Source organism: Tateyamaria rhodophyticola (assembly GCF_047777875.1).
Taxonomy (GTDB): domain Bacteria; phylum Pseudomonadota; class Alphaproteobacteria; order Rhodobacterales; family Rhodobacteraceae; genus Tateyamaria.
Genome location: NZ_CP180519.1, coordinates 2,642,729 through 2,668,564, shown reverse-complemented (window position 1 = coordinate 2,668,564; position 25,836 = coordinate 2,642,729). Strand labels below are relative to the sequence as shown.

Sequence of the window (25,836 nt, the reverse complement as noted above, 5' to 3'; positions counted from 1 at the left end):
CGGGGGACGCGCACGTCCCCCGCCCTTTTTCGTCTCACTCGAGGATTGCGTTGATCTCGGCGGATTTGGCGCGGTCGGCTTCGATGCGCGCCTGTGCCTCGTCCTGACCCTGCCAGTACACGGCAGCCCCGGTTTCGGCCATCAGCTGCTGTGCCGCCTCCGACGCCATCGTCTTTTCGGCCACGGCGGCGATGGTGTCGATCACCTCCTGCGGGGTGCCCTTGGTGACAAACAGCCCGTTCCACAGCTCGATATCGTTGACCCCGGACTGTGCCGCCACGGTCTGCACACCGTCCAGCTTGGCAATGGGCTCCGCGCCGATATTGCCAAGGATGTTGATGTCATCAAGGCACGGCTCGATCAGCGCGAGGGTGGTGTTGATCACATCCGCATCGCCAGAGGACAGCGTGTTGCAGTCCAGCAGGTCAAAGGCGCTGTCATCGGCAAACTCGAACCCCAGCTTGACCGCAGCCGCCATGGACACGGCCGTTGGCGTGATGCCCGCGCCGAAATGCCCCAGCACGACGTCATTGTCCTGCGCATGGGCGGCCAGCTCTGCCATGTTGGAATATGGCGCATCGCCGGATGCCGCCAGGACAAACGGATAGGTCAGGAAGATGCCCACAGGCACAAAGCTGTCCTCTTCGATGCCGATGTCGATCTGGGGACCGACCACGGGCACGCCGATCACAAAGGAGCCAATGACCGATCCGTCATTGGGCGCATTCAGCACTTCGAGCGCGCCGGGAAACGGGCCGTCGCCGCCACCGGGGCGGTTCACAACCGTGGCCGGTTGTCCCGTCGCTTCGGCCATGTCGGCGGCGATCATCCGGGTCAGGATGTCCTCAAAGTCACCCGGAGGCCACGGCACGATGAACTGCACGGGACCCGTGGGGTATTCGGCCAACGCCGGACTGGCGAGGGCCGTCAGCGCAAAGGCCGCGGAGGTCAAAAGCTTTTTCATGTTTACTCTCCCTGAGTTTGTTTTGGCTTTTGGTTAATGTTCAAACCGGCGTTGCCGCAGGCTGGTGAAAACGGTGAAGAGGAGAACGCCCACGATCACGACGAAAAGCGTGCCGGACACAGGTCGGTTCACGAGGTCGAAGACGGTCTTGATCTGGCTGGACCCGGCGGTCAGCTTGTCGATCATGATCGACCCCAGCACCAACCCGAGCACGATGGGCACCAATGGCCAGTCGAGCCGACGCAGGATGTAGCCAAGAAACCCGAACCCGGCCGCAAACATGCAGTCGGTGAACGAATTCCGGATCGAAAACACGCCCACAAAGGCCAGGATCAGGATGAACGCACCCAGCAGGCGATTGGGGACATAAATGATCCGCGCGATCATCCGGGTCGACACAAGCAACGTCAGCACCACCAGCACGTTGATGATCAGCAGCGCAATGAACAGCGAGAACAGGAAATCGGCATTGTTCTCAAAGATGTCGGGCCCCGGTTTGATCCCGGCATCAAAGAACACCACCATCATCATGGCCGTCAACGCCTCGCCCGGGACGCCAAGCGCCAGAAGCGGCACCATCGCGGCGGCGGGCACGGCGTTGTTGCTGGCCTCGGACGCGATCAGGCCGTCGGGCGCGCCCCGGCCAAACCTGCCCGGCTCCTTGGACAGCGCGCGCGCGGTGGAATAGCTGAAGAACTGCGCCACGAACTCACCCACGCCCGGAATGATGCCCATGACGGTGCCATAGGTTGCGCTGATGGCCGCCACGAGGGGATGCCTTTTCAACTCGCCAAAGCCGCGCAAAAGACCCCCGCGCAACCGCGCTTCGGGCGGGTCGGCATCCTTGCCAGTCAACAGAAACAGCGCCTGGCTGATCGCAAAAATCCCGACGATCACCACGATCAGGTTGAACCCGGGATAGAGGTATTCGAGGCCAAAGGTATAGCGGTCAATCTGCTTGAGCGATTGCCGCCCGATCATCGCGATCAGCATGCCCACAGCAAACAGGAGCGCCGCAAGCCCCATGTTCCGCCGATGCGCCGCGATCAGCAGAACGGCCCCCAAAGCTGCGGCCATAAAGATGTCCCGCTGTCCAAAAAGCGCACCCAGATCGCGCAGGTAAGGACCAAACAGCATGAGCGCCGACAACCCGATGATGATCGAAAAACACCCCCCGAAGAACGACGCCGAATAGGCCAGCGCAAGACCCCGCGCCGCCTCGCCCCGCCGGGTCATGGCATAGCCGTCATAGGTGGTCAGCGCATTGACCGGCGTGCCGGGCGTGTTGATCAGGATGGCCGGGATCGCCCCGCCATACATGCTGGACCCGTACACGCCCAACAGGAGGACAAGGCTGACCAGATCGTCGAGAAAGACTGTGGCGGGCAGCAAAATGGCAATGGCAATCGCCGGACCAATCCCCGGCACGGCGCCGATGGCCAGACCGCCCACCGACCCAATCAGGATCGCGACAAGGACGGGCCACGTGGCGAGGTTGTCGATGCCCTGCCACAGCGCCTCCATGTCAGAACCACACTTTCATGAACGTGCCAAAGCCCTGTGGCAGTTGGTCATACAGCCAGATGTTCACGGGTGTCCGGATCTGCAGACCGGTGCGGAACACAAGGACGATGCCAAGGCTGGCCGCGCAACAGATGCCCATCCACCACACCCCGCGATACCCCAGCCGCCACGGCAACGCCGTGCCCAGCAGCAGGGTCGAGACCAGATAGCCCAGAACCGGCACCAGCATCGTATAGGCAATGAACCAGCCCACGAATTCCAGCGCGCGCGCCCACTGGGTCAGCTCGTAACGCACCGCGTTCGGCAGACCAAAGCGCGCGCGCCAGCGATAGGCCCGCACCGATCCGCGCAGGTTCCAAAGTGCCGCGGGCACCAGCACCACGAGGCAGACAAGCGGCGCAATCCAACTTTGCTTGAGGATCCGGCCCAACCGGGCCGGGCGGTCTTCGGGGCTGGTGATCCCGAATTGATCCATCCAGTACCGCGCCATATTCGCGGGCAGCTTGCGGTCCTCCCACCCGGTTTGCGTGAAGAAAAACACCAGGAAAAACAGGGCGACGGCCACCATGATCACCGAAAACACCAGATCCCCGCGTCCACGGCGGAAATCGGTGACATCCTGAACGTTGATCTTGGCATCTGGTGGACATGCGCTTGAAAACGGCGCAGGCGCAGGGCCGGACCGGAATGTGTTCCGCCCCCCCGCGCTCTTGAGCGCTTGGGATGTCGTGCGGCTCTTCAAGTGGCCCCGGACATGGCTTTGAGGCCGGTTTCAGTCGCCGACAGGATTTTCCGAATGTGCCCTTCATCCACAACAAGCGGTGGTGAGAAGATGGCGTTGTTGCCCGACACCCGGATCATCACACCGTCCTCATAGGCGGCCTTCTGGAACGCCAGCGGCCCGGCCTTGCCGACCGGTGTTTTGGTATCGCGGTCGCTCACCAGTTCGATCGCGCACATCAGCCCCTCGCCGCGCACATCGCCGATCACGTCGAACCGATCGGCCAGCGCTTCAAGACCGGATTTCAGCTCGGCCCCGCGGGGCGCTGCGTTTTCCCACGGGCGGATGCGCATCGTTTCCTCCAGCGCGGCCACAGCCGCTGCGGCGCCCACGGGATGTCCGGAATAGGTGTATCCGCTGTCCACGGACGCCGCACCGCTGCGGTCATCTTCGAACGTGGCGGCAACCCTGTCGCTGATCATCACGGCGCCGAAGGGGAAATAGCCGTTTGTGATGGCCTTCGCCGTGCACATCAGGTCCGGTTGCACCCCCCAATGCCGCGATCCCGTCTCCGTTCCGGTGCGTCCAAAGGCCGTGATCACCTCGTCCGCGATCAGCAGGACGCCATGTTTGTCACAAATGTCGCGCACCATTGCCATAAAGCTGGGATGCGGCGGGATGACACCACCCGCACCCTGCACCGGTTCCATGACGAAGGCGGCAACCGTGTTGGCACCCTGAAACGCAATCTCACGCTCCAGCATGCCTGCGCTCAACCGCGCAAGGTCCTCTGCGTTGTCGGTCCCAAACGGATTGCGGTAAAGATACGGGCCGGGGATGTGGAAACATCCCGCCATGAGCGGCTCATAGCTGTTGCGGAATTTGGCGTTGCCGTTGACCGACGCGCCCCCGAAATGCGTGCCGTGATAGCCCTTGTCGAGGCTGATGAACTTTGTCCGTGCCCCCTCGCCGCGAATGCGGTGATATTGCCGCGCGAGTTTCAGTGCGATTTCGATGCTGTCGGACCCACCGGAGGTAAAGAAACTCCGCGCCATCCCGTCCGGGCCGAAGAATTCGGCCAGCAGATAGGCCAGCTCGATCGCCTTGTCGTTCGAGGTGCCGCGGAAGGTCGAGTAATAGGGCAGCGCACCCAGCTGTGCGGCAATGGCATCCTTCACCGGCTGGCAGGAATAGCCCAGATTCACGTTCCACAATCCCCCCACGGCGTCGATGCTGCGGTGCCCGTCAACATCCGTAATGAACACGCCCTCTCCTCCGGTCAGGATCGTGGGCGGGTTGGCCATGCTATCCGCCGGATGCGCCATCGGGTGCCAGAATTGACGCGCGTTGTTTTCCTTGAGGAAATTGCTGTCCTTCATGAAACTGCCCTTGTTGCTTCGGGGGTCCAGATGGCCTGAACATCAGGGGGCACAGCGCCGCCCATCGCTTCGGTGACCGCGCGCCCGTGTGCCATCAAGAGCGCGCCCAGTTCCGCTTCGCGTACGGCACTGCCCCGTGTGGTTGGATACGCAATGGCGCATGTCGCAAAGGCACGCGCACTGGCGTCGAATACCGGGATCGCAACGGATGAAACACCAAGGCGCAACCGGTCGCGGTTGCGCGCGTATCCCCGTTGCGCCGTGCGTTTCAGTTCAAGCGCAATGTCATCCCGTGCGGGTTTTGCGTCACCCGATTGCACCGTGCGCGGATCCTCCAGCGCGAGATCCAGAAGACCCGGCGTCGAAAACGCCAGATACGCCTTGCCAGAGGCCGTCGCAAACAGAGGCGGCAGACCATACGCGTCAAAGCTCACGCGGACGGGATGGGTGTGAAATTCGGCGTGATAGACATCGACAAGATCGAACCCCTGCAACCGGCTGAGGTGGACCAACTCGCCCGCCGCCTGGCTCAGCGCATCGACCACACTGCGCACCATTTCCACCTCCGGGACGGTGCGCGCACGCATGCCCGCCAACCGGCTGATCGACGGCCCGAGCCGGTAGGCCCGCGTGGTCTGATCCTGCTCCAGAAACCCCATGTCTTCGAGCGACACGAGGTGACGATGCACCGTCGCCTTGTCGCGCCCTGTGAGGCGCTGCACGTCCGTCAAACCAAGGTGCGGTTGTGCTTCGCTAAAGAGATCCAGCAATCCGAGAGCTTTTGCGATCGTCGACATGATGTCAGCTTGGCGCAGGCAAATCACCATTGCAACATTTTTGCTTCTGCTGGTTCACTATTTGAACCGGCGACCGATACAGCTTTTGCCGACCAAATCCGCATACGCCGCAGAATCAGCTTTTCAGGCGCGCACCAAAACGGGGCTGACCGCGCGTGTCATACAAACGCACGCCAGCAGACATCGGGCCGAACACGGCACCCGGAAAACAATGATCGGAAACAGGGCACACCGCCGCAGACCAGCGCCAAGACGTTCTCTAGCCGGCGTCGACCTCTGCCATCAAACGCGCCGCCGCACCGCCCAACGCGACCGTATGGGACGTGAACAGAAACGCGGGAATGCGCGCAAACTGACCGTCAAAGCGTGTTTCGGACCGAAGCGGCGCCAAGACCCGCGCCCGCCGTTCCGGTGCCAGAAGAAACTGCGCCAGCGACCCGTTGAAGTAGAGACCCGCCTGCGGGAAATACGCATAAGCGAGTTCACGCACCATCTGACCAAAGGCATCCGTACAGGTTTCAAGCGCCTCACGCGCACGCGGATCGTCGGATTTGGCGAGCGCTTCCGCGCTGTCGACATCCACCCCGATGACCTGCGCGAGCCGCAACAGACCCACCCCGGAAAACAGGTTTTCGATGCTGTCGAACGCCGACACATCCGGCATGTGCTGTTTCAGCACCGCGACCACGCTGGACGGCAGGCTGGCGTGACCCTGCTCCGAAATCAGCGCCGCACCGCTCCCGATGTGGACCACCGACACGTTAAAGCCGGTGCCAAGCCCGATCACCAGACCCTGACCACCGCCCCCCAGCACAGCACCCTCGTGCAGGGGTTCCACGGCATCGGCGGTTACGGTTGGCACCGCCTGTCCCAACGCCTCCAGATCATTCATCAACGTGACCCGCGTCGCCCCACACCGCGTCGCCACCTCACCTGCATCAATCAACCAGTTGCGATTGGTGAGCCGCGCCTGCGTGCCGCCCACCGGACCTGCAACCGCGACAACCATGGGCGCCTCTACACGGGCCTGCCCGAGGTAGTCGCCCGCCAGATGTTCAAAGCTGTCGAAATCGGCATTGCGACGCCGGGCCACACTGTCCTGCAACACGCCCGACCGCCCGACAAAGGCCAGCCGCGTGTTGGTGCCGCCCACATCCGCGACAAACCCAATCGCCTCTCCCATCGACATATCGCATCTCCCGGGACTGAAATTGCAAAGATTCGCTTTTCCAAAGGGGTTTGGGCGCTGCGCTCCTCAAGGTCAACAGCCCAGACCCAACTTCGATGTGACGGCTCGGCACTGGTCAAAATCACATGCATCGGGCAGAAGCGTTCCCACATGGCAACGAGGTATTCATGACGCGCAAAGCATTGGTGACCGGCACGTCCGGATTTATCGGCTTTTTCACGGCACGCGCGTTGCTGGACGCGGGGTGGCAGGTGATCGGCCTCGACTCGATGAGCGATTATTACGACCTCGGCCTGAAAGAGCGTCGCCGCGCCATGCTGCGCCAATCCCAAGGGTTCCAGGACGTCGAAGCACGGCTCGAAACACCGGACCTCCTGCGCGATCAGTTCGAAACGCACCAGTTCGATGCGGTCATCCACCTCGCCGCCCAGGCCGGTGTGCGATACTCCATCGAGGCGCCGCGCAGCTATGTCGAATCCAACCTGATGGGCACGTTCGAGCTGCTCGAAGCGGCGCGGGCCCATCCGCCGGGGCACATGCTTCTGGCGTCGAGCTCATCCGCCTATGGGGCGAACACCGACCAACCCTACCGCGAAGACATGAAGACCGACCACCAGATGTCGTTCTATGCCGCCACCAAGAAGGCGACCGAAAACATGGCGCACAGCTATGCGCATCTCTACGGCTTGCCGATCACGATGTTCCGCTTCTTTACCGTCTATGGTCCGTGGGGACGGCCCGACATGGCCCATTTCAAATTCACCCGCGCGATCCTGAACGGGGACCCGATTGATATTTACAACCATGGCAATATGAAACGGGACTTCACCTATGTCGATGACCTGACCGCGTCGATCCTCGCCCTGATCGACGCCGTGCCCGGTGATACGCCCGTGCCCGGTGACAGCCTGTCACCCGTCGCCCCTCACCGGATCGTCAACATCGGCAATGGCGCACCGGTCCCGCTGATGGACTTCATCGCGGCCATCGAACAGGCCTGCGGCCGCGACGCCATCAAGACCTTTCACGACATTCAACCCGGCGATGTCCCCGCCACATGGGCCGACACCAGCCTTCTTGAAACGCTGACCGGTAAACGTCCCACAACGCCGATCCAGGACGGCATCGACCAATTTGTCCGCTGGTACCGCGACTACTACGACGTGTGACGGATCCCCGTCTCTGTTCCAAAAAATCCTCCCCGAAGGGCCCCTTTCCCCCAGGCCGCAGGCCCGCTATATGCCGCCACGACACGCCAAGGAGCGCCCCATGACCTTTGACCGTTCGATCAAGATCGCCCCATCCATCCTCGCCGCCGACTTTGCCAATTTCGGTGCCGAATGTGCCGCGGTCGAAGCGCAGGGCGCGGACTGGATCCATGTGGATGTGATGGACGGGCATTTCGTGCCCAACATAAGCTTTGGCGCAACCACCTGCGCTGCCATCCGGCCCCACATCAAGGGCGTGATGGACGTCCACCTCATGATCGCGCCGGTTGATCCCTATATCGACGCCTTTGCAAAGGCGGGCGCGGATGTGCTCACCGCCCATGTGGAGGCCGGCCCGCACATCCACCGCACCTTGCAGGCGATCCGCGACGCGGGTGTGCGCCCCGGTGTGGCCCTCAATCCCGGCACCCCGGCCAGCGCCGTGGCCCCGCTCCTCGATCTGGTGGACCTTGTGTGCGTGATGACCGTCAACCCCGGCTTTGGCGGGCAAAGTTTCATCGACATGACCGCCAAGATTGCAGAACTGCGGCGCATGATCGGCGACCGGCCCGTGCATATCGAGATTGACGGCGGCATTGACGCCAAGACGGCCCCGCTGGTGTCACAGGCCGGTGCGGACGTCCTTGTTGCAGGCTCGGCGGTCTTCCGGGGCGGTTCGGTCAGTGATCCTGCGCCCTATGGCACCAACATCCGCGCCATCCGCGACGCGGCAAACGGTGTCTGGGCTTAATCCAGCACGTCTGCAAACACGTCCAGCAACCGGTGTTTCAGGATCTTGCCCGTGGCTGCCGCGGGCAGCTTGTCCGCGATGACGTACCGGACGGGCCGCTTGTATCCGGCAAGACGATCCGCCGCGAAATCGCTCAGCTGTTCCGCCGTCAGGCTGGCCCCGGCCCGCGGTTGGACAAAGGCAAGGACCTCTTCGTCTCCCCCAACGGCGCGCCCGATCACCGCCGACTGCACCACGTCGGGATGATCGGTCAGCACCGCTTCGACCTCGGGCGGGTAGACGTTGAAGCCGCCGCGAATGATCAACTCCTTGGAGCGCCCAAGGATATGCAGATGTCCGGCAGCGTCGAACCGGCCCAGATCACCGGTGCGCAACCATCCATCCTGTCCCAGCACCTCTGCCGTGCGCGCAGGGGCTGCGTAATATCCGGGCATGACATGCGGGCCGCGGGTCAGCACTTCGCCCTGCCCCGCACCACCGCCGGGCACGGACGCGTCGATGCGGACCTCGACACCGGGCAGCGGCGGGCCAACGGACATATCCGGGTTGCCGATGGCGTGGTGGGTGGCTGCGATACCCGCCGTGCTTTCGGTCATGCCATAGCCGTTCTGCACCGCCACACCATAGAACGCCTCGGCATCCCGTTTCCACGCGGGATCGAGCGGTGCGGCACCGGACGAGACATAGCGCAGGCTGTCCGATCCCAGCACATGCGCGCCCTCCGCCGCGGCATGCGCCATGATCAGGGCGTGCATTTGCGGGACACCTGAAAACAGCGTCACGCCCGTCCGCAGCGTCTCCAGCACGCGCGCAGGCTCAAACCGGGGCGCGAGGCGCATGAACGCCCCCTTGTGCACGGCTGCGCACAGGACCGAGCTCAGGCCAAAGACATGGGTGATCGGCAACACGCCCAGCACCACATCCGACGCCTCCATATCGCGCAATGTGGCCGAGGTCTGTGCGCCGAACCGGACATTGCCGTGGGTGAGCATCACGCCCTTGGGATCGCCCGTCGTCCCGGTGGTGTAGAGGATGACGGCCACGTCCCTGTCCCCACCCGCATCGCGCGGCACGCGTGTCAGCAGCGGCATCGGCGCGCCGCGCGCGCCCAGCCGCGTGGCATGGGCCGCCGCGTCTTGCGACACATGCGCGGTGAAGAACACGTGGCGCGGATCGGCATGGGCGATCACCCGGTCCACCTCGCGCGCGCTCTGCCGGGCATTGATCGGCACGACCGTGGCACCGCAGTGCCATGCCGCGAACATCGCCGCCACCGCAGCCGCACAGTTTTCCGACACGATCATGACCCGGTCCCCGGGGCGCAGCTCCGCCGTGATCCGCGTGGCGTAGCCGGCGGCGTCCTGTGCCAGCTGCCCATAGCTGCGCAGGCCGCCCGCTGCATCTTCGACCGCTGGCGCATCCGGGCGCAGCCGCACCTGCTCGGTCAGGAAATCCTCGACCCGCCCCACCGTTCAGGCCACCGACAGGGCGATGAACCGCTCCAGATGATAATCGGTGTCGCCAAACCGGTGATCCGCCATCACGATCCGCTTGGCGATATGGGCCAGTTCATATTCCTGCGTCATCGCGATGCCGCCGTGCATCTGGATCGCTTCCTCAGCAACCTGCCGCCCGACGCGTCCCATCAGGTTCTTGGACGCGGCCAGTGTCATGTCCTGCGCATCGGTGCCAAGCATCCCGGCGGCGTTGATCACGGCCGAGCGGGCCTGCTCCATTTCAATCAACAGATCAGCCATGCGGTGGGCCAGCGCCTGAAATGTGCCGATGGGCCGCCCGAACTGCTTGCGGGTCATCAGGTAATCCTGCGTGAGCGCCACCGCCGTTTCCATCGCCCCAAGCGTTTCGGCGCATTGCGCCACCAGCGCCAGTGCAATCAGGTCCGACAAAAGCGCCGCATCCGTCCCGAGGCGCGTGGCGGGCGTGGCCTCAAACGCGACCTCCGCCGCACGCCCGCCCGCCAGAAGGGGATAGTCCCGGACCTCAAGCCCCGGCGCATCACGCGCCACAAGATAAAACGCGATTTCCGCGCCATCGCGCGCCGACACCACCAGGTGATCCGCAGCCTCTGCATGCATCACAACCGCCTTGCGCCCGGTCAGCGCGTCGCCTTGCGCGACGGTGTGCACATGATCCAGGTCGTACCGCCCCCCGGGTTCATAATGGGCAAAGCTCAGCTGAACCTCACCCGCAATCAACGCCTCCACCATGTCCTGCCGCCCGGAGCGCGCGAGCGCCTGCCCAGCCAGCATCGCGTCCAGCACGGGTTCTACCACACCGGCACGGCCCAACTCTTCGAACACCACGGCGATGTCGAACCCGGCACCGCCAAACCCGCCCTGTTCCTCGGAGAAAAGCGCGCCAATCACGCCCAACTCTGCCAGCCCGGCCCAGATCTCGGGCGCATAGCCCGCGTCGCTGTCGAGGATCGTGTTGCGCCGTTCGGTGGTGTATTCGTTGCGCAGGTAACGGCGCAGCGTGTCCTGCAGCATCCGGCGTTCTTCGGTCAGCTCGAAATTCATGCGCGTTTCCCCATCGCAACCTTGGCGATGATGCCCCGCTGAATTTCGTTCGAGCCGCCAAAGATCGACAATTTGCGGTTGTTAAAATACTGCGCGGCCACAGGTCCCGCGTCGTGGGGATCCGGCACCAGATCATTGGCCCCCTCAACCGCCTCAGAGGCAAACGGCATCGCATAGGGTCCCACCGCGCGGCGCGCCAGGTCGTTGATTTCCTGCCGGATCACCGTGCCCTTGACCTTGAGCATCGACGCCTCCAGCCCCGGTGCCTCGCCCGCGGCCGCCTTCGAGATGGCGCGCAGGTTGGTGGTCGCCATCGCGCGCAAATCAATCTCAACTTGCGCCAACCGGGCAGCAAAATGCGGGTTTCGGATAAGCGGCGCGCCGTGCTGCATCTCGGCCCGCGCGATGCGTTTGACCGCGGCCAGCGCGGCCTGGCTGAAGCCCACACCGCCCAGACCCGTGCGTTCGTGGGTCAGCAGGTATTTCGCATAGGTCCAGCCCTTGTTCTCCTCGCCCACGAGGTTTTCCGCAGGCACCCGCACATCCGTAAACCACACCTCGTTCACCTCGGCACTGCCATCCAGCAGGATGATCGGGCGCACCTCGATCCCCGGTGTGTCCATGTCGATCAAGAGGAACGAAATCCCCTCCTGCTGCTTGGCCTCGGGGTCCGTGCGCACAAGGCAAAAGATCATGTTGGCGTGCTGACCAAGGGTCGTCCACGTCTTTTGCCCGTTGACGATGTAATGATCCCCATCGCGGACCGCGCGCGTCTTGAGCGAGGCAAGGTCCGACCCGGCCCCCGGCTCGGAATAGCCCTGACACCACCAATCGGTGCCGTCGAGAATGCGGGGCAGCCAGTGATCCTGCTGCGCCTTGCTCCCGAATTTCTGCAGCACCGGGCCCAGCATCGACAACCCGAACGGCACCACGCGCGGTGCATGGGCCGCGGCGGCCTCTTCGTCGAAGATATGGCGCTGGACCGCTGTCCATTCCGCTCCGCCAAAGGCGCGCGGCCAGTTCTGGGCCAACCAACCGCGCGCATTGAGCGTCGCGTGCCAGCCCTCCATGTCCGCCTTGGTCAACGGGCGGCCCAGCCGCACCTTTTCCGAAAGCTCGGGCGCAAGTTCTGTGGACAGAAACGCGCGGACATCCGTGCGAAACGCCTCTTCCTCGGCAGTATAGGACAAGTCCATCTCAGCGCTCCTTGTTCAGATCGTCAAAACAGCGACCTTCGGCCACCAACTGCTCCAGCAACGGCGCCGGGGCCCAGAAATCCACGTCTTCGGCAGCATAGCGGCGGATGTCGTCCAGCAGACCCGGCAACCCTTCCATATCCGCCCATTTCAACGGCCCACCGCGATACCGCGGGAACCCGTACCCAAAGAGCAGGACCATATCCACATCGAGCGGGCGGCGCGCGATGCCCTCGCCCACAACCTTGGCCGCCTCGTTGACCATCGCGGCCATGTAGCGGCGCACAATCTCTTCGGGGGCAAAGTCACGGGGCGTGATGCCCATCCGCGCCCGGTCCGCCTCAATGAGGGGCATGACATCCGGGTTCGGCACGCGCGTCCGCGCACCACCGGCATAGTCATAATAGCCCCGGCCCGTCTTCTGCCCGAAATGCCCGTGTTCGCACAGCCGGTCGGCATAGGTGGCATCGCGCGACGGGGCCTGCCCCTCGGCACGCTTGCGCTTGCGCACCGCCCACCCGATGTCGAGCCCGGCAAGATCGGCCACCGCAAACGGCCCCATCGCAAATCCAAAGGCCTCCAGCGCTGCGTCAATCTCGAAAGGCGATGCACCATCGAGGATCATGTGATCGGCGCATGTCCGGTACGTGGCGAGGATCCGGTTCCCGATGAACCCGTCACAGACACCGGCGCGCACGCTGATCTTCTTCATCCGCTGACCAAGCGCAAACCCGGTTGCCACCACATCATCCGCGGACTGCGCGCCCACGACCACCTCAAGCAGTTTCATCACATGCGCAGGCGAGAAGAAGTGCAGGCCCAGCACGTCCCCGGGCCGCGACGTGGCCTGCGCAATCTCGTCAATGTCCAGGTACGATGTGTTGGAGGCGAGCACACAGCCCGGTTTGCACACGGCATCAAGACGGGCGAACACCTCCTTTTTCACGGCCATATCCTCGAACACCGCCTCGATCACCAGATCAACCTGCGCAAGCGCGGCGTAGTCTGTGACAATCTCCAGCGCATCGCCGAGCATTGCGGCATGGTCATCCGCGCTGATCTTGCCCCGCTTGAGTGCGCCCGCCAGGTTGGCCTCGATCCGCCCCCGCGCCGCTGCCCCCGCCTCCGCCGACATCTCGAGCAGATGCACACGCAGGCCGGACAACAAGGCCGCCGTGGCGATGCCCGCCCCCATCGTGCCACCGCCGATGACGGCGATGTGGGCCACGTCGCGCGGGGCGACACCTTTCAATTCCGGCAGATGCGACACCGCACGTTCCGAGAAAAACGCATGGATCATGCCCTGACGCTGGTCCGTCTCCATCAGGTCCATGAAGATCTTGCGCTCGGCCTGCATCCCGTCGGCAAAGGACCCGCCATACGCGGCCTCGACGGCCCGCACACACCACGCAGGCGAAATCTGTCCCCGCCCCTTGGCCAGCGTGGCCGCAAAGGCGGCGTCCCAATCGATGGCCTCCGGCAAGGGCAGCGCGCTGACCGGACGACGGGCGGCCCCGCGCGACAGCAGCCCGTCGACAAAGGCCAACCCGACCGTCCGTGGATCCCCGTCTTCGACCGCGTCGAGTATGCTAAGCCGAAGCGCCTCTTGCGCCCCCACATGGCGCCCCGAGGTCATGACCTCCAACGCAGGCTCCACCCCCGTCAGCCGCGGCAGACGCTGCGTTCCACCCGCGCCGGGGATCAGGCCCAGATGCACCTCGGGCAATCCAACCCGCGCGCCGGGCACCGCCACGCGGTAATGACAGCCCAACGCAACCTCGAGCCCGCCACCAAGGCTCACACCATGCATCGCCGCAACCACCAATAGGGGCGAGGCTTCGATCCGGTGGATCAGGTCAGGCAGAAACGGCGCAAGCAGCGGTTTGCCAAATTCCTTGATGTCGGCCCCGGCGAAAAAGGCACGCCCCTCGCCCACGATCATCACGGCCCGCGCACCCGCATCCGCCTCGGCCTGATCCATCCGGTCCCAAAGACCCTGCCGCACCGCCTGGCTGAGCGCATTGACCGGCGGGTTGCGCACCGTGAGGACAGCGACATCACCCACCCGCTCATATCCGATCACATCGCTCATCCGCGTCTCCCCTCGCTGCTTACCTGAAGGGCAGCGTAGGCGCAGCACGCAAAAGGGCAACCCATTTGCCACCGGGCCGCGACGTCACATCGAGACGCGCGATCCCTGTCTCTGTTCCAAAAAATCCCCCCCGGAGGGCCCGGTTATGCCAGGCCGTCCAGCCGGCTCAGCTCTCGCGACGATAGATGAAGCAGCGCCCCGGCACCGCCCCTTCGGGCAGGGGCTGTTCGACCAGATCGTCGAAATACATCCGGTCCGACGACACCATCAGCCCACCGACGGCCAGCAGGGGCGACACGACTGGGGACACTTTCTGTGCAAAGAGATCGTTCTTTTGCGCATTGTGCCCGCCCAGGTCCGCGTGGATCAGCACGGCTGTCGACCCAAACCGCTCCAGCGCCTGCGGCAACGTATCGAACACGTCGCCCAGAAACACCATGTCCTCCGGCGGCGTGCTGTCCGGGTGCGAGGCGACGGCGCGTTCGAACACGTGGATATCGCGGTCCGGCATGATGTGACGCATGTGGTGATATGTGCGCCCATTGCCCAGCCCCAGCTCATAGGCCGGGCCCGTCATGTCCGCCACAATGCGGGCAGCATGGTCGAGACAGGCACGTTGCGACACCATGCGGTCGACGAAGAGATCAAGGCGGCTTTGGGTCATCTGGTCACAAGTCCTTTACGTGTTTCACCCTAGATGGGGCACAACGCATGTAATGTGTAGCACAATCGCGTGCGCATGCCGTGTATGGACGTTGCGCCCGGAATCGGGTTTTGTGACGGCAACGCGCGCAACTAAGGGACAGTGCATGTCACCTTTGCTGGATGTCAAAAACCTGTCCATCGGCTTCGGGACTGCCCCGCCGGTTGTGTATGGCGTGAGTTTTTCGGTCGATGCGGGCGAAACGCTGGCGCTGGTGGGGGAAAGCGGATCGGGCAAGACGCTGACCTGTCGTTCGGTTCTGCGCATCCTGCCCGGTGCCGCACAGATCCGCAGCGGTGAGGTCCATTTCGGCACCGGCGCATCGCGCAGCGATCTTTTGCAGCTGCCACCGCGGGATATCCGCGACGTGCGCGGCGACCGGATTTCAATGATCTTTCAGGAACCTATGCGCTCACTCTCGCCGCTGCACCGGATCGGCAACCAGGTGAGCGAGGTGCTGACCCTGCACCGCGATATGTCCCTGGCCGAGGCCAAGCGCGACGTGATTGCCACCTTTGAACGCGTGGGCTTTCCCGATCCCGAACGGGCCTACCGCGCCTATCCGTTCGAGCTGTCGGGCGGCATGCGCCAACGCGCCATGATCGCGATGGCCATGGTGGCCAAGCCGGATCTGCTGATCGCGGACGAACCAACAACCGCGCTCGACGTGACGACGCAGGCACAGGTGCTGGGCCTGATGAAGGATCTGCAACGCGACACCGGCATGGCGATGATCCTTGTGACACATGATCTGGGTGTCGTGGCCAACATGGCCGACAGCGTCGTCGTGATGAACAAAGGGCACGTGATGGAACGCGGCCCGGCCGAAGCGGTGCTGAGCGCTCCGGGCCACGGCTATACCAAGAAACTGTTTGCCGCTGCACCTGTCATTCCGGATGTCGCCAAACCCGCCGACCCGATCGAGGCGGGCGATTCCATCCTCGAACTCAATTCCGTGTCCAAAACCTACCGCGTGCGCGGTGCCGGTTGGCGGGCGTCAAAGCTGGTGCATGCCTGCGCTGACGTGAACCTCAAGGTGCCGCGTGGCAAGACACTGGCCATCGTGGGCGAAAGCGGGTCGGGCAAGACCACCTGCGCCCGCATTGCCCTTGGGGCGGAAACCCCTGACGCGGGGGGCGAGGTGATCTTTCGCCCGGGCCGCGACGTGCAGCCGATGCGGGTCGATCAACTGAGCCGGTCGGAGAAAATCGCGTTTCAGCGACAGGCACAGATGGTGTTTCAGGACCCATATTCGTCGCTCAGCCCGCGGATGCGGGTGCAGGAGGCGTTGACCGAACCGATGGAAATCCACGGTCTCGGCACCAAGATCGCGCGCCGCGACAAGGCGGCGGAGATGCTGCGGTGGGTCGGTCTAAACCCCGATATGCTCAAACGCTATCCGCACGCCTTTTCCGGCGGGCAGCGCCAGCGTCTGTCCATTGCGCGGGCGCTGACGCTTGATCCGGTGCTGCTGGTGTGTGACGAACCGACCTCGGCGCTGGATGTCAGCGTGCAGGAGCAGATCCTGAGCCTGCTGGAGCGCATCCGTGACGGCATGGGGCTGAGCTATCTCTTCATCAGCCACGACCTTGCCGTCGTGGCCCGTATCGCGGACGAGGTTGCGGTGATGCGCCGTGGTGTTGTCGTCGAACAGGCCCCACCGCAAACGCTTTTCTATAACCCGTCCCACCCCTACACCAAGGCGTTGATCGCCGCGCAGCCCGAACCCGACATCCACAGCCCCATTGACCTCGCGCAGGTTTCCCTTGGCGCGGGTGAGCCGGAAAGCTGGCCGGACATGTTCCGGTTCGAAGGGATGGACGCCCCCGCCCTGCGCGAGATTGAACCCGGACACAAGGTGCGCTGCCATGCTTAAGACTTTGACGTTCGCCCTGACACTCGCCATCGGTGCGATGGTATCGACCTCTGGCGCGGCGCAACCGGCACGCACCTTTGTGGCGCCCACATCCTCGACCCTCACCGTACCCGTCGAGGAAAGCGGATTTTGGGCGTCCGAGGTCGAAAAGGGCATTATTGAACCGGCGGCGGACCGCATTCCCGATATCCCGCTTGTCGTCGATCTGGAGGCCAAGGGTCGCGCCTTTGGGCAGCAGGGCGGCACCCTGCGCACCATGGTCACCCGCACCAAGGACGTGCGCCAGATGGTGGTCTATGGTTATGCGCGTCTGGTCGGGTATGATCACCAATACCGGCTGCGCCCCGATATCCTGCGCGATTTCGAGGTGGAGCGCGGGCGCAAGTTCACCCTGCATCTGCGCCCCGGTCATCATTGGTCCGACGGCGCGCCGTTCACGTCGGCGGATTTCGAATACTGGTGGAAACACGTCGCCAACAACCCGGAACTCAGCCCCAACGGCCCGCCAGAAATCATGCGGTCCAACAATGGCGTCGCCTCGATGCGGTTCCCCGACCCGCTGACCGTCATCGTTGAATTTCCGGAGCCCAACCCGCGCTTCCTGCCTGCGCTGGCGCAGGCCAGCCCGCCGTTCATCTACCGCCCGGCGCATTACCTCAAACAGTTCCACGTGGATTTCAACACGATGGAAGAGATGGAGGAGATGATCGACGCCAAGCGGGTGCGCGGCTGGGCCCCGCTGCACAACAAGCTCGACAACATGTACAAGTTCGACAACCACGAACTGCCCACCCTGCAGCCGTGGATGCCAGCCTCGACCGGGGCGGCGTCGCGTTACCTGTTCGTGCGCAACCCCTATTTCCACCGTGTCGATGCGCGCGGCGTGCACCTGCCCTATATCGACGTGGTCGAGATGAACGTGGTCGGCTCCGGCCTGATCGCGGCCAAGGCCAATGCGGGCGAGGTGGATCTGCAGGCCCGCGGCCTCGATTTCCGCGACACCCCGATCCTCAAGAAGGGCACGGCCGATGGTGGCGCCTACAAGACGCATCTGTGGTCCAACGGCGCGGCCAGCCAAATCGCGATCTATCCAAACCTGAACTTTGCCGATCCGGTCTGGCGCGAGGTGATCCGCGATGTACGGTTCCGCCGGGCGCTGTCGCTGTCCATCGACCGCACCATCATCAACCGCGCGCTCTATTTCGGCCTAGGCAAGGAGGGCGGGATGACCGCGCTTGCAGCGAGCCCGCTTTTTGATCCCGAGAACCTGACCAAATGGGCGATATATGATCCCGAGACCGCGAACACCCTGCTGGATGACATGGGGCTGGAGGCGCGCGACCGCTCCGGCATCCGCCTTTTGCCCGATGGGCGTCCCATGGAGTTCGTCATCGAGACCGCCGGTGAACGGCAGGAGGTCGAAAACGCGCTGGCCATCATCACGGACACCTGGCGCGATATCGGCATCAAGCTGATCATGCGCCCGCTCGACCGCGACATCCTGCGCAACCGCGTGTTTTCCGGCGTGACAATGGCGGCTGTGTGGTTCGGCTGGGACAACGGTATTCCGCAGGCCTTCACATCGCCCAGCTATCTCGCCCCCACCGATCAGGTGTTTTTCGCCTGGCCCAAATGGGGCCAGTATTACCAGACCCAAGGGTCCGCCGGAGAGCGTATTGACCTGCCCGCCGCAGGGCAGCTCATGGCGCTAAACCGACGCTGGGAACAGACACGGGATCCGGTCAAGCGAGGCGCAATCTGGCGTGAGATGCTGGCCATCCACGCAGATCAGCAATTCGGCATCGGTATTCTGAGCGAAGCGCCACAGCCCATTGTGGTGTCTGACCGCCTGCGCAATGTGCCAGAGACCGGCAAATGGGCGTGGGAGCCGGGGGCGCATTTCGGTGTGCACCGCGTCGATGAATTCTGGTTCGACGATACGGGCGAAGAGCTGGCGCAGGTGCGCCAATGATGTTCCTGCGCTACGCCGCCTACCGGCTTTTGACCATGTGTCTCACACTGGTGGTGGTGTCGATCCTGATCTTTGCGATCATCAACCTGCCCCCCGGTGACTACCTGTCGAACCAGATCGCGGAACTGCGCGCTACGGGACAGGCCGAAGGGGTCGCCAAGGCTGAGTTTCTGCGCACCGAATTCGGGCTCGACCGGCCGCTATGGTATCAATACCTGATGTGGGTCGGCCTCGCACCCGGTGAATACGGGTTCTCGGGACTGTTGCAGGGCGATCTTGGCTGGTCGTTTTTCAATGATGAACCGGTGATCGACATTGTCGGCTCCAAGCTGTGGCTGACGGTTCTGGTGAACCTCGCCGCGGTGCTTTTCATCTACTTCATGGCCATTCCGCTGGGTGTGCTGGCCGCGGCCAAGTCCAAGACGTGGGTTGACTACATCACAGCATTTATCGGCTATCTCGGTCTTGCCACGCCGAACTTTTTGCTGGCGTTGATCCTGTTCTACTACGGGCGCAAATATATTGGGTTGCCCATTGGTGGGCTAATGGACCCGCAGTTCGAGGGCGAGCCGCTCAGCTGGGGCAAGATCCAGTCGGTGCTGACCCATATGATCGTGCCGACCTTTGTGATCGGCACCGCAGGGGTCGCCGCCATGATGCAGCGGCTGCGGGCCAATATGCTGGACGAGCTGGGCAAGCCTTACGTCGAAACCGCCACGGCCAAGGGGCTGGCCCCGTCCCGGATGCTGACGAAATACCCGCTGCGGGTGGCGTTCAACCCGTTCGTCGCGGATATCGGCAACCTGTTGCCCGCGATGGTGTCCGGGTCGGTGATCATTTCGGTGGTGATGTCGCTGCCCACGATCGGACCGGACCTGCTGACCGCGCTCAAGACACAGGACCAGTTTCTGGCCGGGTTCGTGTTGATGTTCGTCGCCTTCCTCACCCTGGTTGGCACGATGATTTCGGACCTGTTGCTGGTGCTGCTTGATCCGCGCATCCGCTACGGCGCACGGGAAGGATAACGACATGAGCACCCTGCCCGACGGCCGCTTTATCGACGATGCCCCCTATGATCCCAATGTGGACATTTCGGCCATCGACCGGGCGGATATGGATGCGCCCAACTGGCTCTTGGTGTGGCGCAAGTTCCGCCGTCACCGGCTGGGTCTTCTGTCCGCGATCTTTCTGTTCTTTGCCTATGCGTTCATTCCGTTTGCCGGGTTCATTTCACCCTACACCCCGAATGAGCGCAGCGCGGAACACCTGTTCCACCCGCCGCAAGCCATCAGGTTCTGGCACGAGGGCGAATTTATCGGCCCCTTTGTCTATCCCACCACAGGTGCGCCGGATCTGGAGAACTTCCAGTGGGTGTACGAGACGGACACGACACGGCCCATGCCACTCCAGTTCTTCTGCCGCAAGACGGAGTATAACCTCGCGGGGTTCATCCCCACCGAGCGGCACCTGTTTTGCGCGCCCGAAGGGGCGACGGTGTTTATCTTTGGCTCTGACCGGCTGGGGCGGGACGTATTTTCGCGCATCTCCTACGGGGCGCAGCTGTCCCTGACCGTGGGTCTGATCGGGATCACAGTCAGCTTTCTCATCGGGATCACGCTGGGCGCGATGGCGGGGTATTTTGGCGGCTGGGTCGACTGGGTGGTGAACCGCGCCATCGAGATCCTGCGCAGCCTGCCTGAACTGCCGCTCTGGCTGGCCCTGTCGGCAGCGGTGCCGTCGAATTGGGGGCCGGTGTCGGTGTTCTTCATCATATCCATCATTCTGGGCCTGCTGGATTGGCCCGGTCTCGCCCGCGCAGTCCGAAGTAAGTTCCTCTCGTTGAGAGAGGAGGAATATGTGCGCGCGGCAGAGATGATGGGGGCCAAACCGGGGCGGGTGATCCGGCGGCACCTGCTGCCGAACTTCACCAGCCACCTGATTGCCTCGGCCACGCTGTCGATCCCGGCGATGATCCTGGGCGAAACCGCGCTGTCGTTCCTGGGCCTTGGGCTGCGCGCGCCGGCGGTGTCGTGGGGCGTGATGCTGAACGACGCGCAGAACCTTGCGTCCATCGAGATCTATCCATGGACGGCGATCCCGATGCTGCCCATCGTGATCGTGGTGCTGGCGTTCAACTTCCTCGGCGACGGGCTGCGCGACAGCCTAGACCCCTACAGCGACTAGAGCGAAATACAAATAACCTGCAACATCATGTATCACGTAACCCGTTGAAATCCGATTTTTTTAGACAGGGTTACGTGATACCGGTTTTTGTATTTCTGCTTTAGGTCTTGCGGCGCGGCGGCTGGTTGCCCCCCGCCTTGGCTGCGGCACGCCGGGCCTTGTTCTTTTTGCTGTTGGGTTTGCCAACGGCGGGCGCGCCACCACCGGTCGGTTTGCCTTTGCCCCCCGCCTTGTAACGCGGTTTTTTCGGTGCGCTCACGGCACCGTCTGCAATCGCGCGGTCCATACGGCTGGCGGGTTTGGCACGCGGCTTGCCTTTTGGTTTTGCCCCCGGTTTGGGTTTGCGCGGCTTGGGCGTGCTGGTGTCGTTCCAGTCGATCGGGGTCGCGTCCTGCTTCGGCATGGGCTCAGTCTTGAGCAGGGGCGTATCGCTCCATACCTTTTTGGCACGCGGTTTGGTCGGCGCGTCGTCACTGCGCTCCGGCTTTTGTCCACGCTCTGGCTTGGGCCCGCGGTCTGGCTTGGGCCCACGTGGCGGTGGTCCGCTGCGTTTGGGATTGCCTTCGAACCGGGGTTTTGGCTGTGATGCCGCCTCGGGCACGTGATCCAGCTGGGCAACCTTTGCCCCGCCTTCGACGGTCATGTCTGCCCCAAGAGCGGCCAGAAATCCATCCACGGCTTCGGTCTTCAGCTCGACATAGGACGTGTCGTCCTGAATGCGGATCGCGCCGATATCGTCCTTGGTGATGTCGCCCGCGTTGCAGATGATCGGCAGCAGGCGGCGCACTTCGACCCCTTGATCCCGCCCGCCGGTGACGGAAAACCACGTGCTGGGACCGAAGGGTGCGCGCGCCTTGGGCGCTTTGGCCGCCGTCACGTCCGACAGATGTTCCGGCGCGGAATGCCGTGCGCCATGGATGCGCAAGACGGCTGTCGCCAGTTGCGCCGCACTGAACCGTTCGGTCAGTTGCGCGACCATCTCGGCCTCACTTTCGGTCGCATCGCCGTCCCACATCGGATCGTCGAGCAGGCGCAGCGCATCCTGTGCGCGCACCATCTCGGCCGAGGGTGCATCGGTCCAGTCCACCTCCAGCTTGGCACCACGCAGGATGCGCAGCGCCTTGGACCGGACCTTGGCCGTTACGATCAGGGCGCTAGTGCCCTTGCGCCCGGCGCGACCCGTCCGGCCCGACCGGTGCAGCAGCGTCTCGGAGTTCGAGGGCAGTTCGGCATGCACCACCAGATCGAGGTTCGGCAGGTCGATGCCGCGCGCCGCCACATCCGTCGCCACACATACGCGCGCGCGCCCGTCGCGCATGGCTTGCAGGGCGTTGGTGCGTTCGGATTGCGTCAACTCACCCGAAAGTGCCACCACCGGGAACCCGCGATTGGACAGGCGCGTGGTGACCCGGTTGACCATCGCCCGTGTGTTGCAGAACACGATCGCATTAGGTGCCTCGTGATAGCGCAGGATGTTGATGATCGCGTTTTCGGCGTCGTGATTGGCGACGGTCATCGCCTGATAGGTGATGTCGGCGTGCTGATCCGCGCCAGAGGTCGTCTCGACCCGCACCGCGTCGCGTTGATACGTCTTGGCCAGCCGCGCGATCTGCGCGGGCACCGTGGCCGAGAACATCAGGGTGCGGCGGCTCTCCGGGCAGGCATCGAGGATGAACTCAAGGTCCTCACGAAAGCCGAGGTCCAGCATCTCGTCCGCTTCGTCCAGCACGACGCCCCGGATCGCCGTCAGGTCGATGGAGCCGCGCATGATGTGATCGCGCAGCCGTCCGGGCGTGGCCACCACGATGTGCGCCCCCCGGGCCAGCGCACGCCGTTCGTCGCGCATGTCCATGCCACCGACGCAGGACGCCAGCACCGCACCGGTTTCCGCATAAAGCCATGCCAGCTCGCGCTTGACCTGCAAGGCCAGCTCGCGCGTGGGCGCGATGACCAGCGCGCAGGGTGCGGATGCCGTGTCAAACACATGTGCCTCGCCCAGAAGCGTGGGACCAAGCGCCAGACCAAAGCCCACCGTCTTGCCGGACCCGGTCTGCGCCGAAACAAGCAGATCGGACTGTTCCAATCCCGGCTCCGTCACAGCGGTCTGAACGGGCGTAAGGTCGGTATAGCCGCGGGCGGTCAGCGCGGTCTGAAGCGGAGTGATCAACGGATATGTCCTAGCAAGGGGGCAAGTGTGGGCGCGTATGCCCTTTGGCCCGCCTTGTCGAGGGGTTTATCGGTCGTCGCCCGCCTCTGCGGCGTCTTCCAGCAGGTCTTCGTCAATGGCGGCCTGTGCGGCGGAGGTCACGGCCTTGCGCTCTTCATCGCTGAGGTCGGACGCCTTGCCATCGGCCAGCCGCACCGTCACCTCGCGGTGGGCAAAGTGGATGCCTTCGCGTTCGAACAGCGCGCGGATTTCCTCGTACACCTTCTTGCGCACCAGCCATTGGTCCCCCGGTTTGGTCATGAACTTGACCCGGATGATCATCGCGCTGTCCTGCATTTCGATCACGCCTTGGGATTTCAGCGGCTGGATGAAGTTGTCGCCGATCACCGGATCATCAAGCAGTTCGACCCCCAGTTTCTTGATGAGCTTGCGCACCTTTTCGACATCGGTGTCGTAGGTCACGCGCAGGGGCAGTTTCATGATCACCCAATCGCGGGAATAATTGGTCAGCACCTGGATCTCGCCAAAGGGGATGGTGTGGAGCGCACCAAGATGGTGGCGGAGCTGAAAGCTGCGGACGCTGATGTTTTCGACCGTCCCCTTGACCCCGCCCACGTCGATGTATTCGCCCTTGCGGAAGGCATCGTCGAACAGAAAGAACGCACCGGAAAAGATATCGCGCACAAGGCTTTGCGAGCCAAAGCCCACAGCAACGCCAACCACACCGGCCCCCGCGAACAAGGGCCCAACATTCACGCCCAGATCCATCAGCAGGATCAGCAGGATCGTGATGATGATCACGATCAGCACAAAGTTGCGGAAGAGCGGCAGCAGCGTGGCAAGGCGCGAGGCGGACGACCCGCCGCCCTCATCCCCCAGCTCGGCCTCGACCATGTCGCCCTGTTCTTCGCGGATCTTTGCGTCGATCCAGATGCGGAACGCGTTGTAAGCGATATAGCCGATGAACAGGATCACGATCACGTCCAGCAGCCGTTCGGTCAGGCTGTCGCCCATCATGTTGCTGGTCTCGGGGCTCCAGATCGCCACGAACGCATAGGCACCGGCGACAAAGGCAAGGATGCCCGCCACCCGCTGTGCCAACCCCTGGAACGTGGTGATGTGGGGACCGGTGTGAACCATGTTGGCCTGTTCGGGGTGCATCACCTCGCCGTCCTGCGCCGCGCGGTCGCGCACCGCCCGTGCGCGGGCAAAGCTGCGTTCGATGCCGTAGTTGATCACGCCATAGACGACGATGATCGTCATCAGGATCGCCCACGCCCCGGCCAGAAGTGGCACGCCCAGGGGATCGCCCAGCACAAGGTGATAGGTCTGTTCGCCCCAGGCAAACAGGAAATACAGCACGGCAAGCGGCGCCCAAACCCGCGCCAGCATGCGCAGCACCCAACTGGCTTGTGCAAAGGGACGCCCGTTCAGGATCGCACCGGTGATCGCGCGCCGGTTGACTGCCACCAGCGCGATGTTGAGCAGCATCACGCCCAGCGACACCAGCGAGAACAGGAACACGTAGACTTCGTAGTTCAGCCCCAGCTCTTCCAGCCAGACGCCAAAGAGCAGCGCAAAGAAGGCGAGCGCCGCCACGATGCTCAGCCACAGATGCAGCCGTTTTGCGTCGGTGTCATTAAACAGAGGCATCCGGTACTGGCTGAGATAGGGCGACAGGATCATGCGCCACAGCCCGGCCACAAGTCGGGTCAGAAAGTATCCCGCATTGATCAGCGACACGGTGAACTGCATCGCGGAATCCTCAAGCGGACCAAACAGGATAAAGCCGAGGATGTAGGCCACGGCCATTGACACGAGGATACCCACCACACCGGCAAAGAAGCGAAACACCAGAAACGGCATCCGTTCGCCATAGCCTTGCGGGTTTTTGCGGATACGGGCGACAACGAACCGTTTCGCGATCCGTTTGCCAAACACCTGCGCCTCGAACACCATCCCTGCTGCGAACAGGCCAAGGCTGATCAGAAGCGCTTTGAAATAGGCGAAAATCGTGCCGTCGGGGCTTGAGGCCCGCAGGATGTACGCGACTTCGGCGAAGGCGTCGGGCAGGTTGAGGAGCCGTTCGACAAGGGCGGATCGAAAGGCCACTGCGTCGTCCTGCAACGTCATCAACGTGCTGCCAGAGCCCGTCGTGGTTGCCTGCGTGTCCGGGCCCGCCACTTCGGTCAGAACGCGCCCCTCACTGTCGATGACGACGACGCTCACACCGTTGCGGGATGCCTCGCGGATGACCTGGGACAGATCATCGGTGGCTGTTTCGGCACCCGTCGCGGGCAGCAGGCTGCCAAGTCCCTGCGCCGACGCAACTCCGGCCCAAACGCAGATCACCAACGCCGCACAGAGGCGCGCGATCAAAGACGGCATCAGTCTTTTCAATTGTCCCATCACCCGGTTCCGGTGCCTTTTTCCAGACGCTACGTCACGACCGGACCGTTGACAATGCACGCGCTGGCCCGCCGTACACGGCCGATCACCGTCCGGCGATCATGTCGGGAGGACCGTTGCCGCAACGGAATACAAGCCCCACGTGCAGGTCACACAAACGCCAC

At 63.5% G+C, this 25,836-nt stretch carries 19 protein-coding genes; 6 read left to right on the top strand and 13 right to left on the bottom strand.

Annotation, left to right across the window (positions count from 1 at the left end):
- Nucleotides 1-34: 34 nt before the first annotated feature.
- From ACERHN_RS14670 to ACERHN_RS14645, 6 genes are all read right to left on the bottom strand, one after another.
- Complete coding sequence (locus tag ACERHN_RS14670) at nucleotides 35-964, bottom strand: tripartite tricarboxylate transporter substrate-binding protein (RefSeq protein WP_415919764.1); 930 nt, start codon at nucleotides 962-964, stop codon at nucleotides 35-37.
- A gap of 33 nt (nucleotides 965-997) precedes the next feature.
- Nucleotides 998-2,488 carry a tripartite tricarboxylate transporter permease gene (locus ACERHN_RS14665; protein ID WP_415919763.1) on the bottom strand — a complete coding sequence of 497 codons (1,491 nt, stop codon included), beginning with the start codon at nucleotides 2,486-2,488 and terminating at the stop codon, nucleotides 998-1,000.
- Nucleotide 2,489: 1 nt separating this feature from the next.
- The gene (locus ACERHN_RS14660; RefSeq protein ID WP_415919762.1) at nucleotides 2,490-3,230 is read right to left on the bottom strand and encodes a tripartite tricarboxylate transporter TctB family protein; all 741 of its coding nucleotides are present in this window, start codon (nucleotides 3,228-3,230) and stop codon (nucleotides 2,490-2,492) included.
- Nucleotides 3,227-4,588, bottom strand: coding sequence for an aminotransferase class III-fold pyridoxal phosphate-dependent enzyme (locus tag ACERHN_RS14655; RefSeq protein ID WP_415919761.1), 1,362 nt, complete (start codon nucleotides 4,586-4,588; stop codon nucleotides 3,227-3,229). The genes ACERHN_RS14660 and ACERHN_RS14655 overlap by 4 nt, the downstream gene beginning before the upstream one ends.
- A complete protein-coding gene (locus ACERHN_RS14650) occupies nucleotides 4,585-5,385 on the bottom strand; it encodes an IclR family transcriptional regulator (RefSeq protein ID WP_415919760.1) in 801 nt (266 codons plus the stop codon). Before ACERHN_RS14650 ends, ACERHN_RS14655 begins: the two co-directional genes overlap by 4 nt.
- Nucleotides 5,386-5,644: 259 nt before the next feature.
- Nucleotides 5,645-6,574, bottom strand: coding sequence for a glucokinase (locus tag ACERHN_RS14645; protein WP_415919759.1), 930 nt, complete (start codon nucleotides 6,572-6,574; stop codon nucleotides 5,645-5,647).
- A 167-nt stretch (nucleotides 6,575-6,741) separates the two neighbouring features.
- Between ACERHN_RS14645 and ACERHN_RS14640 the strand changes: the two genes are divergently transcribed.
- Nucleotides 6,742-7,743: an NAD-dependent epimerase/dehydratase family protein gene (locus ACERHN_RS14640; protein ID WP_415919758.1), complete on the top strand. Its 1,002-nt coding sequence runs from the start codon at nucleotides 6,742-6,744 to the stop codon at nucleotides 7,741-7,743.
- Between the two features lie 100 nt (nucleotides 7,744-7,843).
- Nucleotides 7,844-8,533 (top strand): ribulose-phosphate 3-epimerase, encoded by a 690-nt coding sequence (rpe, locus tag ACERHN_RS14635; protein ID WP_415919757.1) that lies wholly within the window; start codon nucleotides 7,844-7,846, stop codon nucleotides 8,531-8,533.
- Here rpe and ACERHN_RS14630 read toward each other — a convergent pair.
- From ACERHN_RS14630 to ACERHN_RS14610, 5 genes are all read right to left on the bottom strand, one after another.
- The gene (locus tag ACERHN_RS14630) at nucleotides 8,530-10,002 is read right to left on the bottom strand and encodes a class I adenylate-forming enzyme family protein (RefSeq protein WP_415919756.1); all 1,473 of its coding nucleotides are present in this window, start codon (nucleotides 10,000-10,002) and stop codon (nucleotides 8,530-8,532) included. The genes rpe and ACERHN_RS14630 overlap by 4 nt on opposite strands.
- A gap of 3 nt (nucleotides 10,003-10,005) precedes the next feature.
- Complete coding sequence (locus tag ACERHN_RS14625; RefSeq protein ID WP_415919755.1) at nucleotides 10,006-11,073, bottom strand: acyl-CoA dehydrogenase family protein; 1,068 nt, start codon at nucleotides 11,071-11,073, stop codon at nucleotides 10,006-10,008.
- Nucleotides 11,070-12,269, bottom strand: coding sequence for an acyl-CoA dehydrogenase family protein (locus ACERHN_RS14620; protein ID WP_415919754.1), 1,200 nt, complete (start codon nucleotides 12,267-12,269; stop codon nucleotides 11,070-11,072). The genes ACERHN_RS14625 and ACERHN_RS14620 overlap by 4 nt, the downstream gene beginning before the upstream one ends.
- A gap of 1 nt (nucleotide 12,270) precedes the next feature.
- Entirely contained in the window at nucleotides 12,271-14,361 is a 2,091-nt protein-coding gene (locus ACERHN_RS14615) for a 3-hydroxyacyl-CoA dehydrogenase NAD-binding domain-containing protein (RefSeq protein ID WP_415919753.1), read from the bottom strand.
- Between the two features lie 166 nt (nucleotides 14,362-14,527).
- Nucleotides 14,528-15,025, bottom strand: coding sequence for a class I SAM-dependent methyltransferase (locus ACERHN_RS14610; protein ID WP_415919752.1), 498 nt, complete (start codon nucleotides 15,023-15,025; stop codon nucleotides 14,528-14,530).
- 145 nt (nucleotides 15,026-15,170) lie between these two features.
- Here ACERHN_RS14610 and ACERHN_RS14605 point away from each other — a divergent pair, with 145 nt between their 5' ends.
- From ACERHN_RS14605 to ACERHN_RS14590, 4 genes are read left to right on the top strand one after another with little or no spacing between them, the layout of a single operon-like run.
- Nucleotides 15,171-16,940 carry a dipeptide ABC transporter ATP-binding protein gene (locus ACERHN_RS14605; protein ID WP_415919751.1) on the top strand — a complete coding sequence of 590 codons (1,770 nt, stop codon included), beginning with the start codon at nucleotides 15,171-15,173 and terminating at the stop codon, nucleotides 16,938-16,940.
- Between the two features lie 37 nt (nucleotides 16,941-16,977).
- Nucleotides 16,978-18,912, top strand: a complete 1,935-nt coding sequence (locus tag ACERHN_RS14600) for an ABC transporter substrate-binding protein (RefSeq protein WP_415922748.1) — start codon at nucleotides 16,978-16,980, stop codon at nucleotides 18,910-18,912.
- Nucleotides 18,909-19,937: an ABC transporter permease gene (locus ACERHN_RS14595; RefSeq protein ID WP_415919750.1), complete on the top strand. Its 1,029-nt coding sequence runs from the start codon at nucleotides 18,909-18,911 to the stop codon at nucleotides 19,935-19,937. Before ACERHN_RS14600 ends, ACERHN_RS14595 begins: the two co-directional genes overlap by 4 nt.
- A gap of 4 nt (nucleotides 19,938-19,941) precedes the next feature.
- A complete protein-coding gene (locus ACERHN_RS14590; RefSeq protein WP_415919749.1) occupies nucleotides 19,942-21,096 on the top strand; it encodes an ABC transporter permease in 1,155 nt (384 codons plus the stop codon).
- A gap of 100 nt (nucleotides 21,097-21,196) precedes the next feature.
- Here the strand turns inward: ACERHN_RS14590 and ACERHN_RS14585 are convergent, their stop codons facing one another.
- The gene (locus tag ACERHN_RS14585; RefSeq protein ID WP_415919748.1) at nucleotides 21,197-23,263 is read right to left on the bottom strand and encodes a DEAD/DEAH box helicase; all 2,067 of its coding nucleotides are present in this window, start codon (nucleotides 23,261-23,263) and stop codon (nucleotides 21,197-21,199) included.
- Nucleotides 23,264-23,329: 66 nt separating this feature from the next.
- Nucleotides 23,330-25,651, bottom strand: coding sequence for a mechanosensitive ion channel family protein (locus ACERHN_RS14580; protein WP_415919747.1), 2,322 nt, complete (start codon nucleotides 25,649-25,651; stop codon nucleotides 23,330-23,332).
- Nucleotides 25,652-25,836: the final 185 nt, after the last annotated feature.

Excerpts from the sequence above, each read along its gene's own strand:
- ACERHN_RS14580 (WP_415919747.1), bottom strand. The coding sequence starts at position 25,651 with ATGCCGTCTTTGATCGCGCGCCTCTGTGCGGCGTTGGTGATCTGCGTT.
- ACERHN_RS14625 (WP_415919755.1), bottom strand. The coding sequence starts at position 11,073 with ATGAATTTCGAGCTGACCGAAGAACGCCGGATGCTGCAGGACACGCTG.
- rpe (WP_415919757.1), top strand. The coding sequence starts at position 7,844 with ATGACCTTTGACCGTTCGATCAAGATCGCCCCATCCATCCTCGCCGCC.
- ACERHN_RS14665 (WP_415919763.1), bottom strand. The coding sequence starts at position 2,488 with ATGGAGGCGCTGTGGCAGGGCATCGACAACCTCGCCACGTGGCCCGTC.
- ACERHN_RS14640 (WP_415919758.1), top strand. The coding sequence starts at position 6,742 with ATGACGCGCAAAGCATTGGTGACCGGCACGTCCGGATTTATCGGCTTT.
- ACERHN_RS14650 (WP_415919760.1), bottom strand. The coding sequence starts at position 5,385 with ATGTCGACGATCGCAAAAGCTCTCGGATTGCTGGATCTCTTTAGCGAA.
- ACERHN_RS14595 (WP_415919750.1), top strand. The coding sequence starts at position 18,909 with ATGATGTTCCTGCGCTACGCCGCCTACCGGCTTTTGACCATGTGTCTC.
- ACERHN_RS14670 (WP_415919764.1), bottom strand. The coding sequence starts at position 964 with ATGAAAAAGCTTTTGACCTCCGCGGCCTTTGCGCTGACGGCCCTCGCC.
- ACERHN_RS14615 (WP_415919753.1), bottom strand. The coding sequence starts at position 14,361 with ATGAGCGATGTGATCGGATATGAGCGGGTGGGTGATGTCGCTGTCCTC.
- ACERHN_RS14655 (WP_415919761.1), bottom strand. The coding sequence starts at position 4,588 with ATGAAGGACAGCAATTTCCTCAAGGAAAACAACGCGCGTCAATTCTGG.
- ACERHN_RS14590 (WP_415919749.1), top strand. The coding sequence starts at position 19,942 with ATGAGCACCCTGCCCGACGGCCGCTTTATCGACGATGCCCCCTATGAT.
- ACERHN_RS14645 (WP_415919759.1), bottom strand. The coding sequence starts at position 6,574 with ATGTCGATGGGAGAGGCGATTGGGTTTGTCGCGGATGTGGGCGGCACC.
- ACERHN_RS14605 (WP_415919751.1), top strand. The coding sequence starts at position 15,171 with ATGTCACCTTTGCTGGATGTCAAAAACCTGTCCATCGGCTTCGGGACT.
- ACERHN_RS14620 (WP_415919754.1), bottom strand. The coding sequence starts at position 12,269 with ATGGACTTGTCCTATACTGCCGAGGAAGAGGCGTTTCGCACGGATGTC.
- ACERHN_RS14610 (WP_415919752.1), bottom strand. The coding sequence starts at position 15,025 with ATGACCCAAAGCCGCCTTGATCTCTTCGTCGACCGCATGGTGTCGCAA.
- ACERHN_RS14600 (WP_415922748.1), top strand. The coding sequence starts at position 16,978 with ATGGTATCGACCTCTGGCGCGGCGCAACCGGCACGCACCTTTGTGGCG.